Source organism: Salmonella sp. SG203, from assembly GCF_013350575.1.
GTDB classification, from domain to species: Bacteria; Pseudomonadota; Gammaproteobacteria; order Enterobacterales; family Enterobacteriaceae; genus Salmonella; species Salmonella enterica.
In genome coordinates this window covers 16,524-30,603 of the sequence record NZ_SNMT01000027.1, presented here as the reverse complement: position 1 = coordinate 30,603, position 14,080 = coordinate 16,524, and the positions used below count along the sequence as shown (strand labels likewise).

The following is a 14,080-nucleotide window of genomic DNA, read 5'->3' as shown; positions in this document are numbered from 1 at the left end:
TGCCTCCTTATGGACAATAGAGATTCTTTAACGTGGCGATAATCGTATTAACCGCCTCATTTTTAATGAAATAGTGAATGCGCTGGGCATCGCGTTGACTATCAATCAGCCCTTCTTCCCGCATCCGCGCCAGATGTTGCGACGTCGCGGAGGGGCTAAGCCCGGTAATGCGCGCCAGTTCGCCTGCGCTGGTTTTTGGCGAACCGCAAAGCATACATAAAATCAGTAATCTTTTTGGGTGGCTCATCGCTTTGAGCAGGGCCGCCGCCTGTTCTGCGCTGGCCTGAAGTTGTTCAAGCTCTGTCATAGTTATTTAAGTGTTTTCTAAATTTAGTTAATTCTAAAATAAACGTCAACCTGATGCCAGCGTAAAAAGCGTAAAGGAGGGTAAAAGCGCGGCGCGCGACTGGCAGGCTCAGGTAAACTGACTATGCTTAGAGATAAAATCTCTTTTTAAACAATGACTAATTTTGCTTGTATGGAGTGTATATGGGTTTCTGGAGAATTGTATTTACGATTATTTTGCCTCCGCTCGGCGTACTTTTAGGAAAAGGGTTCGGTTGGGCATTTATCCTTAATATCCTGCTGACATTACTCGGATATATTCCGGGGCTTATCCACGCATTTTGGGTTCAGATGCGTCATTAATTACCGGCCACCGGCGGCGCATAAGCGCCGCTTATCAGGATAACCTCATTCCCTCTGCTACACTTTTCTTTGTGTGTATTTTTGACAAGCGAGGTGAATATGGGACTTTTCAATTTTGTAAAAGATGCAGGTGAAAAACTCTGGGACGCGGTAACCGCTAATCATGATAAGGACGATCAGGCGAAAAAAGTCCAGGAACATTTAAATAAAACGGGAATACCCGACGCTGACAAAGTGAATGTGCAAATAGCTGATGGAAAAGCGACAGTGACGGGTGATGGGCTGAGTCAGGAGGCAAAAGAAAAAATTCTGGTTGCCGTGGGGAATATCGCCGGGATTAGCAGCGTTGACGATCAGGTTAAAACCACGACGCCAGCGGCTGAAAGTCAGTTTTATACCGTAAAATCAGGCGACACCCTGAGCGCTATTTCAAAGCAAGTGTATGGTAACGCCAATCTGTATAATAAAATTTTCGAGGCAAATAAACCGATGCTGAAAAGCCCGGAAAAAATATATCCGGGACAAGTGTTGCGTATTCCTGAAGAATAATGGCTATCAGGTCGCGCCAGGCTACATTTTTCCTGCCATCGCCTGGCGAATAATGGGAATCGGCGTCAGCAAATGCTGACGCATTAATTCGCTGGCGCGTGCCGCCTCGCGCGCCAGTATCGCTTCGGTTAGCGTGTGATGCTGGATATGTTTATCTTCCAGCATCTCGACGGACAGAACGGTTTCACGTAACCAAATAAAGCGGTAGCGGGCCGCCAGGTCAAATAAGCGTTCGCGCATCTGTAGCAGATAGTGGGAGCCGCACCCGGCGACAATGGCGGAATGGAACGCCTGGTGGCGCTGATCCCATTCATCGAGCATATGTTCACTGGCATCGCTGGCTTCCAGTTTACTGAGCATATGCGCTCGCGCCAGGATCTCCGCCTCCCACGCATCATCGCCGCGTTCAATCGCCAGGCGTACCAGCATCGCTTCCATATTGGCGCGCGCGTCAAAAATATCGAGGAGTTCCGCCTCTGACATGGATGCCACGCGATAGCCTTTTTGATTCACCACGGTGACCAGCCGTTCCGCCACCAGTTGTGACAGCGCCTCGCGCAGCGGCCCTACGCCGAGCGCATAGCGGGCGGTTAATAAACTCATCCGCAGTTTCTCATCCGGCTGATAAGTGCCGCGAATAATGTCATTTTTAAGCCAGCGATAGCCATCTATGGCCGTCGGTTGGGAAAGGGCGGTCATCTTTTACTCCTGAGAAGCTTCCCGGCTGACGCCGGGAATAACTAACGTAGGTTTTGCAGGGGGGCTTTTTGCCACCTTATCAGTTTTTTCCAGCGAGACATAATGGGGACAGTACCTATTATGCCCAGCCCTAACAGCCCCGTTGAAATGACTTCCAGTTGCTGTGCCGGTCGAAATAGCATCACCACCAGAACAAAGCAGATAAAGCCGATAACCAGCCAGGTGAGCCACGGATAAAGCCACATTTTCAACTTAATTTCTCCGCCCTGCGCCAGCAGAATTTTACGCATCCGCAATTGCGAAATCGCAATCACCAGATAGACCAGCAGCGCGATGGCGCCAGAACTGTCGATAAGAAATTTAAACACTTTTGCCGGGGCGTAATAATTGACGATAACGGTTAAAAAGGCCGCGCCGGTAGAGAGGAGAACCGCTACCCAGGGCGTTTTGCTACGGTTAGTTTTTCCCATTATCGCAGGCGCATCGCCGCGGCGGCTAAGGGAATAGAGCATCCGGGAGGCGGTATATAATGCGGAGTTCAGACAACTGGTCACCGACAACAAAATCACGCAGTCCATAATGAATTTTGCGTGCGGAATATGAAGCAGCTCCAGTACCGAACGGTACGAACCTACGCTTTTCAGACCCGGCATATTCCACGGGATCAGCGCCACCACCACAAAAATGGAACACAGGTAAAAGATGGAAATTCGCCAGATAACAGAATTGGTGGCGCGTACGATATGTTTATCCGGCGTATCGGATTCCGCGGCAGCAATAGTAACGATTTCCGCGCCCATAAAAGAGAACATGGTGATCAACATGGCGCTTAACACCGCGCCGAAGCCGTTAGGCATAAAACCGCCGTGATCCCAGAGCCGGGAGATACCGCTTACCTCGGCATACGGATAAAAACCGCTAATCGCCGTCGCGCCCAGCGCGATAAACGCCAGAATGGCAATTACTTTACATAGCGCCAGCCAGAATTCGAATTCACCGTAATTTTTGACGCTCAATAAATTGCTTCCGGTTAAGGCAAGCGTAATCACTAATGAAAATAGCCACACCGGAATACCCGGTATCCATGAATTTAGAATAATGGCGGCAATATTGGCCTCCAGCGGAATAACCAGCACCCAAAACCACCAGTATAACCAGCCGATGGTATACCCGGCCCAGGGGCCGATCGCTTTATCCGCATAGGTGGAAAAAGAACCGGTATCCGGTGTGGCGACGGCCATTTCAGCCAGCATTCGCATAATCATGACGACTAAAAGTCCTGCGAACAGATAGGCCAGCAGTACCGCAGGGCCGGCCTCCGCAATCGCCACGCTGGAACCGACAAACAGGCTGGCGCCGATGACGCCGGCGATCGATAACATGGTGACGTGGCGTGATTTCAGCCCGCCCCCTAATGCATGTGATTCTGACAATTGCCCCATCCTAAAACCTCTTTATTGTTATTGCGCTCGTTTACCGGATGGCGCCTGGCTTATTCGGCCTACAATCGAAACGGTTTTTGTAGGCCGGATAAGACAGTTACGTCGCCACCCGACGCTGCTTATTGGACATTACGCTTGTTTCGCCTCATCAAAGCACTGGGCGATAATCTCCAGGCCTTGCCGAATCTGCGAGGCCTCAATAGTGAGTGGAACGAGGATGCGCAAGATGTTGTAGTAAGGACCGCAGGAGAGCAGAATTAACCCTTTCTCGCGGGCGCGGGTCACAATGTCGGCGGTCAGAGCCGCGTTCGGTTTGCCGGGGTCGCCATTTTCAAACAACTCAATGGCGATCATGGCGCCCAGTCCGCGCACGTCGCCAATCTCACGGTGCGTTTCCGCTATCTCCATCAGGCCATCGCGCAGCGTTTTGCCAAGCGTATTCGCCTTTTGCAGTAGATTTTCCTGCTCGAAAATGTCCAGTACCGCCAGCGCGGCGGCGCAGGCAATCGGGTTTCCGGCATAGGTGCCGCCCAGACCGCCCGGCGCGATAGCGTCCATCACGTCTGCCCGGCCGGTAACGCCTGCCAGCGGAAAGCCGCCGGCGATCGATTTCGCAAACGTGGTAATATCTGCCGCAACGCCCATCTGTTCCATGGCGAACAGCGTACCGGTCCGGCCCGCGCCGCTTTGCACTTCGTCGGCAATCAACATAATGCCGTGTTGGTCGCATAGCGCGCGCAGTCGCTGCATAAACGCGGGAGAGGCGGCGTAAAATCCGCCTTCGCCCTGTACCGGCTCAATAATAATGGCGGCGATATCTTCCGGCGCGGCATCATTTTTAAAGATGCGCTCAATGCTGGCGATCGCGTCGTCGTCGCTGATGTTGTGTAGCGGGCAAGGATAAAGCGCGCGGTAGACATGGCCTGGCATCAATCCCATACCAGCAGAGTACGGGTGTACTTTCCCGGTCAGAGAGAGCGTGTAGTGGGTACGACCGTGGTAAGCGCCGCTAAACGCGATAGCGCCGCTGCGTTTTGTCGCCGCGCGGGCGATTTTCACCGCGTTTTCAACCGCTTCTGAACCGGTCGTGACCAGCAACGTTTTTTTGGCGAAATCGCCCGGTACCTTCTGGTTCATGCGTTCGCACAACGCCAGGTACGGTTCATAGGCCAGCACCTGAAAACAGGTATGGGACAATTTCTTCAACTGCGCTTCGACCGCTGAAACAATGCCCGGATGTAAATGACCGGTGTTCAGGACGGCAATGCCGCCCGCGAAATCGAGATACTCACGGCCTTCGACATCCCAGACCCGACAATTTTCCGCCCGCTCGGCGAAAATCGGGTGAATCTGCCCCACGCCGCGAGGAACGGCGTTATGACGGCGCTGCATTAAAGCGTTATTGGTATTCATTAGCGACTCTCCTGTTAAAGGCCGATGCACATATATTTGATTTCTAAATAATCTTCGATGCCGTATTTGGAACCTTCACGGCCTAATCCGGAGGCCTTAATGCCGCCGAAAGGCGCGACTTCGTTGGAGATAATGCCGGTATTAATACCGACGATGCCGTATTCCAGCGCTTCGCCGACGCGGAAAACGCGGCTTAAATCGCGTGCATAAAAATAGGCTGCCAGGCCGAACTCGGTATCGTTAGCCTGCCTGATGACATCCGCCTCGTCGCTGAAGCGGAACAGAGGCGCGAGCGGCCCGAATGTCTCTTCTTTGGCGACTTTCGCGTTATCAGGAACATCCGCCAGAATGGTCGGTTGAAAGAAGTTGCCGCCCAATTTGTGCGCTTCACCACCCGTAATGACGCGGGCGCCTTTTTCCAGCGCATCGGCGATATGCTCCTGGACTTTCGCCACGGCTTTTTCATCAATCAGCGGCCCGATAGCAACGTCGGCTTGCAGACCGTCGCCGACCGCGAGCTTATTTACCGCCTGGTTGAGTTTTTCCGCAAAACGATCGTAAACGCCGTCCTGAACATACAATCTATTGGCGCAGACACAGGTCTGCCCGGCGTTGCGAAACTTCGAAGCCAGCGCGCCCTCGACGGCTTTATCCAGATCGGCATCGTCAAAGACGATAAACGGCGCATTGCCGCCCAACTCCAGCGATACTTTTTTAATGTCTTTGGCGCATTGTTCCATTAGCTGGCGGCCAATCTCCGTCGAGCCGGTAAACGACAGTTTGCGTACCAGCGGGTTGCTGGTCAGCTCGCCGCCGATATCGCCTGCCGAACCGGTAACGACGTTAAATACGCCTGCGGGAATTCCGGCGCGCTGGGCCAGTTCCGCCAGCGCCAGCGCGGAAAACGGCGTCTGGCTGGCGGGTTTGAGTACCATTGTGCAGCCTGCGGCCAGCGCGGGGCCGGCTTTACGGGTGATCATTGCCGAGGGAAAGTTCCACGGGGTAATCGCGGCGGTGACGCCGATGGGCTGTTTAATCACCAGCAGCCGTTTATCGGCCTGATGGCCTGGAATCGTGTCGCCATAGATACGCTTCCCCTCTTCGGCGAACCATTCAATAAACGAGGCGGCGTAGCTAATTTCGCCTTTCGCTTCCGCCAGCGGTTTACCCTGTTCCAGCGTCATCAGACGCGCCAAATCGTCCTGATGTTCTATCATCAGATTGAACCAGCGACGCAGGATATTGGCTCGCTCTTTGGCGGTGAGCGCGCGCCAGGCGGGCAGGGCGCGATTGGCGGCGTCGATGGCGTCGCGCGTCTCTTCCGCCCCCATTTTTGGCACATTGCCGAGCGGTTTCCCGTTGGCGGGGTTGCTAACGGGGATGACATCGCCGCCGCGCGCGTCGCGCCAGTCACCATCGATAAAGGCCTGCTGACGGAACAGGGTAGAGTCGTTAAGTTGCATAATTGCTTCCTGTCTGAAGGGTTAACGGGTAAATGCGGCGTGTAATGCGTCCACGCTGCGTGCCGCACGCAGCGCACGTCCGGGGTTGCTCTGGCTTTCGCGTAGCGCCTGAACTTTACTGACGATATGCGCGCCGATAGGTATCGCGGATGTCGCCGCCGGGGAGGGGGCGTTACAGGTGTGAATGGAACGCGGCGTTGTGACAAACAGAAAATCATCAATCAGTTTGCCGTCCGGTGAAACCGCCTGCGCCCGCACGCCTGCCGGCCAGGGCTGGAGATCGTTGACGGTCAGGCTGGGGCAATACTTTTGTACTCGCCGCAAATAGCCGCTTTTGCACAGCGAGTTTTTCATCTCGCCCAGTCCGGAAAGCAGATGGTTTTGCAGTACGCGGCGAATGCCGGCGGAGCGGAAAATCTCCAGGGTGTCGGTGAAGGAAACGTCGCGCTTACGGTAGCCTTCGCGTTTAAGCGCCAGCACCGCATTCGGCCCGACCGTAACGCTGCCGTCGATCATGCGGGTAAGATGGACGCCGAGAAACGGCATTGCCGGATCGGGGATCGGGTAGATCAAATGGTTAACGATCCGGTTGTGTCGCGGGGCCAGACGAAAGTACTCGCCGCGGAAAGGGCAGATAATAAAACCGGGCTCCACGCCCAGCATTTTGACCAGCCGATCCGCCATCAGCCCTGCACAGCCGATAAGCGTAGCGGTTTCGATTTCCCGACCTTGCGAGGTGCGAATAACAACGCCAGCGGCATGTTCTGTTAGCGCGCTGACCTCGGCATGGTAGATGATCTCGCCGCCTTTGGCCTGAAAGCGGTTCGCCATGGCCGTCGCGACATCGCGATAGCTGACAATCCCGCTGGAAGGGACAAAAATCCCGCCCAGGCCAATGATATTGGGTTCGCGTTCACGCAGCTCCGCCGCGCTTAACCACTCGCGCTCTAAGCCGTTGGCCGCCGTCCGCTCCCATAGCGCGCGCATCCGCGCCATTTCCAGCTCCGAGGTGGCGACCAACATTTTGCCGCAGGTGTCGTAGCGGATGTTGTTTTGATCGCAAAAGGTTTTGGTCGCCTGATTGCCCGCCAGACAAAACCGCGCTTTGAGGCTGCCGGGCGTGTAGTACACCCCGGCATGGATCACGCCGCTGTTATGCCCGGTCTGGTGGCAGGCTGGCGCGGACTCTTTTTCCAGCAACGCGATGCGCGCATCCGGGTAGACATCAATAAGTTGCATGGCGGTCGACATGCCGATAATGCCGCCGCCGATAATCACAAAATCATACATCCGCGTAATTCCTTCGCCGTGGCGCTTATTGGTGAGTTTGATAATGGCTGGCGGCGTAGGCGAAGTAACCGCGCTGGCGCATCAGCTCGCGACGCAAGTCAGGATGCGGCGTAAAACGATCGCGTCCATGTAGCCAGAACAGATTGTTAATCAACAGGAATTTGCCGACCGGTACCGGTACGGAGAGGATGTTTTGACTGGTTTCCAGCGCGTCTGAAAGCTCGCTGAGCCAGACGCCTTCTTCAAAGTCTTTTGGCTGGACGAACTGGTCGATATAACGCATGACCGGGCGGCCTTGTTGGTCGACATCAAACACCGGGTGCCAGACGTCATGGCTAACATTCTTGCTTGGCGGCGCCGCCCAGCGCATGACGCGACGCGCCAGCGGATGGGTAAAAAACGACTCCAGATGTTCCCAGTCATCAAGGTGCAGCAGCAGCGAGTTACCGCCTTCCATATTTTGTTCGTCGATTTTCATCATCAATACGTAGTCGGTCACCTCCTCAACATAGGTACCGTCATTGTGCAGTTCCATTACGCGGTGGGGCTGGCGCAGATAACTGTCGGAGTTGTCGACGTTTTTGACCACGAAACGCGCGTAATACTGGCCGCTCATCGCATCGTAGTTGGAGCGACCAATAAGATGCGCCACCGCCGTCGCCAGTTTGACCATCTCTTCTGCCTGTGCGACATCATCGATCCCTTCGGCGCTGATCAACAGCGCGCCTTGTGCACGGTTGAGGAGCGTTTTGATCAACAGCGGTTGTAGCTGATTGCCGCACAGATCGTCGAGGATCTTGCCGATTTTGAAACGTAAGAAAGATTTGTATTCCAGCGCCTGCACCGGCCATTGCGCAACCTGATGGAGAAATTGTCTTGTGGTATCCGCCGTAAACGTTAACGCCAGCAGGCGCGGCGACTGCGCCGAAGGGGCAAGGGTGAAACCAGTATGGCGTTGGGCTAAATCATCTGTGTTCGCTTTTACGGCAGTCAGTGCATTCATCAGAATCATTCCTCTCGGTAAGATGGTCAGGGAGACATGGCGATGCTCATTTCGTAGCCATAAATTAAAAATATCGACATTTTCCAGGAACGCGTATGAAACAACCGCTTTTGTTTAATTATTGTGATCAAAAACAACAAATATTTAACAATGTGAATAGTGAGGTTAACGGCGCCACGAGCCTGACAACGGCAAGAAGGGGTGTAAAATGAGCGAGTTATGAAAAGAGTGATGCTGGCGGGGTTGCCCGGCCTGGCACATGAGCGCGTAGGCCGGACAAGTACAACGTATTTCAGCAGTCAATTAACCGGCGTCAACCTGCGGTTTACGGCTGTGTTTACGGATCAGACGTAACACTGGCGGTACGACAATGACCATGATCGCCATGATCAGCAGGGCTTTGGCAACGCCGCTTTGCCACAAAATCGCCATATTGCCGTTACTGATGGAGAGTGCGCGACGCAGGTTCTGCTCCAGCATTTCCCCCAGTACGAATCCCAGGATCAGCGGCGACATGGGGAAGTGCATTTTACGTAAAATGTACCCTAACACGCCGAGCGCGACCATCAGCACCAGATCGAAGGTGGTGCTGTGTACCGCATACACCCCTACCGCCGATACGGCAGCGATGGCGGGTACCAGGAACCACAGCGGAATGGTGAGCATACGGGTGAACAGACCGATCAACGGGATATTCATGATCAGCAGCATCACGTTCGCAATCAGCAGCGCAGCGATGAGTCCCCAGACGATATCCGGCTGTTCGGTGAACATCGCCGGGCCTGGAGTGATGTTGTACAGCGTCAGCGCCCCCATCATCACTGCCGTAGTGCCGGAACCGGGAACGCCCAGCGTCAGCATCGGGATGAAGGAGCCGCAGGCAGAGGCGTTGTTTGCCGCCTCCGGCGCCGCGACGCCGCGAATATCCCCTTTGCCGAAGCTATCGCTGTTGCCGCTGAGTTTTTTCTCGGTCATATAGGTAATGGCGCTGGCGATGGTCGCTCCGGCGCCGGGCAATACGCCGACAAAAAAGCCGATCACGGAGGAACGCAGGGTGGTGCCGATACACTGCGCGCCTTCTTTCAGGTTGAACAACATTCGACCCGTTTTGCGGACCATTGTTTGCCCGCTGCTGGTATGTTCCAGCATTAAAAGTATTTCTGATACCGAGAACAGGCCGATCACCACGACGATAAACTGTACGCCGTCGGAAAGATGAACGCTGTCAAAGGTAAAGCGATAAACCCCGGTGTTGGCGTCCACGCCGACGGTCGCAAGGCCAAGACCGATCAGCGCTGCCAGAAATGATTTAAGCGGGTTTTGCGCCATCATGCTGCCAAGACAGGCGATGGCAAAAACCATTAAGGCGAAATATTCCGCCGGACCAAAGGCCAGCGACCATTGCGCCAGTAAAGGGGCGAACAGAATGATGCCGCCGATAGCGATTAATGAACCGAAAAACGAGCTGACTGCGGAAATCGACAGCGCTACGCCGCCTTTCCCTTGCTGCGCCATCGGGTAACCGTCCAGCGCCGTCATGATCGCCGCCGCATCGCCGGGGACGTTGAGCAATATGGAGGAGATCCTGCCGCCATACTCACAGCCAATGTACACCGTCGCCAGCAGAATTAGCGCCGACTCCGCAGGCAGATGCAACGCAAAGGCCAGCGGCAGTAAGATTGCCACGCCGTTGATCGGTCCCAGGCCCGGCAGCAGACCGACAATCGTGCCCACGAAGCAGCCAATCAACGCGATAACCAGGTTTTCCGGCGTCATCGCCACCGCAAAGCCCTGAGAAAGATATATCCAGGTATCCATCGTTGCTCCGTTAACTCAGCCAGGCGCCGAGAGGTAAGGTGACATCAAGCAGCCGGTCAAAGGCATACCACAGCAGAATGCCCAATACCGCGCCGGAGATACCCGCCGCCGGAATCGTGGCGCCGAACAGCATCCCGATAACCATGGTGAGAAGCGCGGTGGCGATGGGAAAACCCAGCCATTCGAATCCCCAGGCATACATCAACAGGATGATGATCATGGTAATTAGCTTTTGCAGAACATGGCGGCGCGGCCAGCTAACCGTGTCGGGATGGCGTAATAACAGCGCTAGCGCGCAGAGCGCCATCAGGCCGATAATCCCCAGCGGAAAAGGGCGGGGGCCGACGGGTTCATAGCTGTATTCGCTTTGGATCTGCCAGGCGATGAATAGCCCGGCGATACAGAGCAACAGCCAGATACCCGCAAAGATACGATCGCTCATCATTGCCTCCGCGATTATTTCGCGAGTCCGAAGGCTTTCGCCTGTTCACGGTAATCAGTAACCTGTTTTTTCACGTAGTCATCGAGCTGCTGGCCGGTCATGTCGAACTCAAACAGGCCGCGCAGATCGCGCTGCTTTTTAAACTCGTCGGTTTGCTGGAGCTTCTTGAAGGTATCCACCCACCACTGGTAATCGGCATCGCTGACTTTGGGCCCGACATAGAAGCCGCGAATAATCGGCCACACCAGGTCGTAGCCCTGTTCTTTAGCGGTAGGGACATTGGCAAGCTGGCCCGGCAGACGATTTTCTGAAAAGACGGCAAGCACGCGGATTTTGTCGCCGCCCAGATAAGGCACCATTTCACTGAGATCGCCGGAGACAACCTGAACATGGTTGCCCATTAATGCCGTCACCGGCTCGCCGCCGCCCTCAAAGGCAACGTAGCGCATCTTGTGCGGGTCGACGTTCGCCTTTTGCGCCAGCAACGCCGACTTCATCCAGTCCTGGCTGCCAATAGAGGCGCCAGCGCCAATGACCACGCTGTTGGGATCTTTTTCCATCGCTGTCATCAGATCTTTCAGCGTTTTCCACGGGGAATCCGCACGCACGGCGATCATGCCGTAATCAGTGCCCACGCTTGCCAGCCAGCGCACATCATCCACGCCGTAGCGACCAAATTTCCCCTGCGACAGGTTGAGCAGCGAACCGCCGGAAAAGGCGACCACAGTCCCGGGTTCGCCAGGGCGTTGGGCGACTATCGCGTTATAGGCCACAGCGCCGACGCCGCCGGGCATATACGTTACCCGCATGGGTTTCTCGATAGCGCCAGTCTCCAGCAAACTCACCTGAATCAGCTTACAGGTGAGGTCGAAGCCGCCGCCAGGTTTGGCTGGCGCGATACATTCCGTTCGCGACGGCGCCTCCTGCGCCAGAACAGAGGTACTCATTAATAAAATGCTTGCAGTAAGGGTACGAAGTAATTGTTTTTTCATTTTTTATCCTCACGCCGGACGTCCGGATTTTTCAGGTTCGGAAGAAGATTTTTGGGATTATGTGAGCCGACATGTAGCAGTTCGGTTGCGTGATTGTTAAAACAATAACCTTTCAATTCCCTTTCAATGCGGCAGAAACTTTACAGGATGTGATATGCGTCTCTTATTGGCGGAAGATAACCGTGAGCTGGCTCACTGGCTGGAGAAAGCGCTGGTGCAAAACGGCTTTGCCGTGGACTGCGTATTTGACGGCCTGGCGGCTGACCATCTTCTGCACAGTGAAATGTACGCGCTGGCGGTGCTGGATATCAATATGCCGGGAATGGATGGACTGGAGGTGGTGCAACGGCTGCGTAAACGCGGTCAGACCTTGCCCGTTTTGTTGCTCACGGCGCGAAGCGCGGTGGCGGATCGCGTAAAAGGTCTCAACGTCGGCGCGGATGACTATCTGCCGAAACCCTTTGAACTGGAAGAGCTGGATGCCCGTTTACGGGCCTTGCTGCGACGCAGCGCTGGGCAGGTTCATGAAGTTCAGCAACTGGGGGAATTGATCTTTCATGATGAAGGGTATTTTCTGTTACAGGGGCAGCCGTTAGCGCTGACGCCGCGTGAGCAGGCGCTCTTAACCGTATTGATGTACCGACGAACGCGGCCGGTCTCGCGTCAGCAGCTTTTTGAACAGGTGTTCAGCCTGAACGATGAGGTAAGCCCTGAAAGCATCGAACTTTATATTCATCGACTGCGTAAAAAACTCCAGGGAAGCGATGTACGAATTACGACGCTGCGCGGCCTGGGTTATGTGCTGGAGCGCGGCGATGAAGTGGGTTAAGCCGCAATCGTTGTACCTGCAACTCTTACTGTTCCTGGGGTTGCCGCTGATTCTGCTATGGGGGCTGTCGGCGTTTAACAGTTATGTCAATGCGCTACAGGCCGCCACTCAGGCTTATGATCGTACATTGCTCTCCTCGGCGCGAACGGTATCGGAACGGCTGGTGGTGCGCAATAACCATCTGGAAGTTAACGTGCCCTGGGTGGTGCTGGATAGCTTCGAGCTTAATATGAATGATCGACTCTATTACAAAGTCGTCGACCCTTCCGGAAAGGTCATTTCCGGTTATGACGATCTGCCTGCCATGCCGCCCGCTACGCCCCGTACCCGGCTTTATCCGGCGCTGGCGTGGTTCTATCATACCGAGTATCGCGGCGAGGCGATCCGCGTGGCGCGTTTGCTACAGCCGGTCAACGAAGGCGGCATTATCGGCATGGCGGAGATTTATGTCGCAGAGACGCTGCAGTCCCGTCGTTATCTGGCGGGCCAACTGCTGTTCTCTTCCTGGATCTCACAGGGTCTGCTGGTGCTGCTAACCCTGGTGCTGGTTGGCTGGTTATTACGCCGGATCCTGCGCCCTATGCGTCAACTTTCGTCATTAATGGTACGCCGCGAACCGGGTCTGTTAACGCCGCTGCCGGAACTGCTGCCGTGGTCGGAAACACGCTTGTTAATCGTGGCGTTTAATCGCTACATTGACAGGCTCCGCGGCATCCTCTCCCGGCAGGAACGCTTTAGCGCCGATGCTTCTCACCAGTTAAAAACGCCGCTGGCGGTGTTAAAAACGCAGGCGGCGGTGGCGTTAGCCAGCCAGCATCCTCATCACTGGTACGAAAGTCTGCAGGCGATGAGCGTAACGCTGGATAGCACCATTCAGCTCACGGAAAGATTGTTGCAACTTTCTGCGGTAAAGCATAAAGAGCAGGGCGAGCGGCGTTTTTCCCCAGTGAATCTGTACGATATCGTACAGAGCGGCTGCTTTACCCGCCTGGCGCAGGCGCGAAGTAAACATATCGACCTGGGCTACGAAGGCGAACAGGAAGCGATGTGGATCGAGGGGGATGAGGTACTGCTTAGCGAGCTATGCGGAAACTTGCTGGATAATGCGCTGAAATACACGCCTGAGCAAGGCATCGTCACCGCGCGGCTTGAACGGGATGGCGATGCCGTGACGCTGGTTGTCGAAGATAGCGGTCCCGGCATCGATGATGAACACATCCATCTGGCGCTACAGCCGTTCCACCGGCTCGATAACGTAGGAAATGTGGCCGGGGCGGGCATTGGTCTGGCTTTGGTCAATGATATCGCACGCCTGCACCGTACTCATCCCCATTTTTCCCGTAGCGAAGCGTTGGGAGGGTTATACGTTCGGATACGCTTTTTAAGCCTTGTCCCGCAGTAATGCGCACAAATGTGTCAGCGGTAAAGCACGTTTACAAAAAGTCGCATCTTGAGGTGTGACGTTTTAATCAAATGATCATACATTCCCCCT

Annotated in this window: 14 protein-coding genes; 4 read left to right on the top strand and 10 right to left on the bottom strand. The window is 54.9% G+C overall.

What is annotated here, in order from left to right; all coding sequences use genetic code 11:
- Window positions 1–7: 7 nt before the first annotated feature.
- The gene (locus tag HV477_RS24125; RefSeq protein WP_000137432.1) at window positions 8–307 is read right to left on the bottom strand and encodes a helix-turn-helix transcriptional regulator; all 300 of its coding nucleotides are present in this window, start codon (window positions 305–307) and stop codon (window positions 8–10) included.
- A 182-nt stretch (window positions 308–489) separates the two neighbouring features.
- On the opposite strand from HV477_RS24125, the gene HV477_RS24120 reads away from it, so the two are divergent.
- Window positions 490–648 carry a YqaE/Pmp3 family membrane protein gene (locus tag HV477_RS24120; protein ID WP_000508175.1) on the top strand — a complete coding sequence of 53 codons (159 nt, stop codon included), beginning with the start codon at window positions 490–492 and terminating at the stop codon, window positions 646–648.
- A gap of 99 nt (window positions 649–747) precedes the next feature.
- Window positions 748–1,197, top strand: coding sequence for a peptidoglycan-binding protein LysM (gene lysM, locus HV477_RS24115; RefSeq protein ID WP_000522406.1), 450 nt, complete (start codon window positions 748–750; stop codon window positions 1,195–1,197).
- Window positions 1,198–1,218: 21 nt separating this feature from the next.
- Here the strand turns inward: lysM and csiR are convergent, their stop codons facing one another.
- The 9 genes from csiR to HV477_RS24070 form a co-directional block, all read right to left on the bottom strand.
- Window positions 1,219–1,896 carry a DNA-binding transcriptional regulator CsiR gene (gene csiR, locus HV477_RS24110; RefSeq protein WP_000126152.1) on the bottom strand — a complete coding sequence of 226 codons (678 nt, stop codon included), beginning with the start codon at window positions 1,894–1,896 and terminating at the stop codon, window positions 1,219–1,221.
- A 41-nt stretch (window positions 1,897–1,937) separates the two neighbouring features.
- Window positions 1,938–3,338, bottom strand: a complete 1,401-nt coding sequence (gene gabP, locus HV477_RS24105; protein ID WP_000531282.1) for a GABA permease — start codon at window positions 3,336–3,338, stop codon at window positions 1,938–1,940.
- A 129-nt stretch (window positions 3,339–3,467) separates the two neighbouring features.
- Window positions 3,468–4,751, bottom strand: a complete 1,284-nt coding sequence (gene gabT / locus HV477_RS24100; protein WP_001095556.1) for a 4-aminobutyrate--2-oxoglutarate transaminase — start codon at window positions 4,749–4,751, stop codon at window positions 3,468–3,470.
- Window positions 4,752–4,765: 14 nt separating this feature from the next.
- On the bottom strand, window positions 4,766–6,214 hold the full coding sequence (gene gabD / locus HV477_RS24095) for an NADP-dependent succinate-semialdehyde dehydrogenase (RefSeq protein WP_079899036.1): 1,449 nt from the start codon (window positions 6,212–6,214) through the stop codon (window positions 4,766–4,768).
- 21 nt (window positions 6,215–6,235) lie between these two features.
- Window positions 6,236–7,504 (bottom strand): L-2-hydroxyglutarate oxidase, encoded by a 1,269-nt coding sequence (lhgO, locus tag HV477_RS24090; protein ID WP_000271921.1) that lies wholly within the window; start codon window positions 7,502–7,504, stop codon window positions 6,236–6,238.
- Window positions 7,505–7,529: 25 nt separating this feature from the next.
- A complete protein-coding gene (gene glaH / locus HV477_RS24085) occupies window positions 7,530–8,507 on the bottom strand; it encodes a glutarate dioxygenase GlaH (RefSeq protein ID WP_000993100.1) in 978 nt (325 codons plus the stop codon).
- 303 nt (window positions 8,508–8,810) lie between these two features.
- Window positions 8,811–10,325: a tripartite tricarboxylate transporter permease gene (locus HV477_RS24080; protein WP_000382034.1), complete on the bottom strand. Its 1,515-nt coding sequence runs from the start codon at window positions 10,323–10,325 to the stop codon at window positions 8,811–8,813.
- A 10-nt stretch (window positions 10,326–10,335) separates the two neighbouring features.
- Window positions 10,336–10,770 carry a tripartite tricarboxylate transporter TctB family protein gene (locus HV477_RS24075; protein ID WP_001574835.1) on the bottom strand — a complete coding sequence of 145 codons (435 nt, stop codon included), beginning with the start codon at window positions 10,768–10,770 and terminating at the stop codon, window positions 10,336–10,338.
- Between the two features lie 11 nt (window positions 10,771–10,781).
- Entirely contained in the window at window positions 10,782–11,759 is a 978-nt protein-coding gene (locus HV477_RS24070; protein ID WP_000744416.1) for a tripartite tricarboxylate transporter substrate binding protein, read from the bottom strand.
- Window positions 11,760–11,913: 154 nt separating this feature from the next.
- Between HV477_RS24070 and tctD the strand changes: the two genes are divergently transcribed.
- Window positions 11,914–12,588, top strand: a complete 675-nt coding sequence (gene tctD / locus HV477_RS24065) for a transcriptional regulator TctD (RefSeq protein WP_001237934.1) — start codon at window positions 11,914–11,916, stop codon at window positions 12,586–12,588.
- Entirely contained in the window at window positions 12,575–13,990 is a 1,416-nt protein-coding gene (locus HV477_RS24060; RefSeq protein WP_000872338.1) for a sensor histidine kinase, read from the top strand. Before tctD ends, HV477_RS24060 begins: the two co-directional genes overlap by 14 nt.
- The last annotated feature ends 90 nt before the right edge of the window (window positions 13,991–14,080 follow it).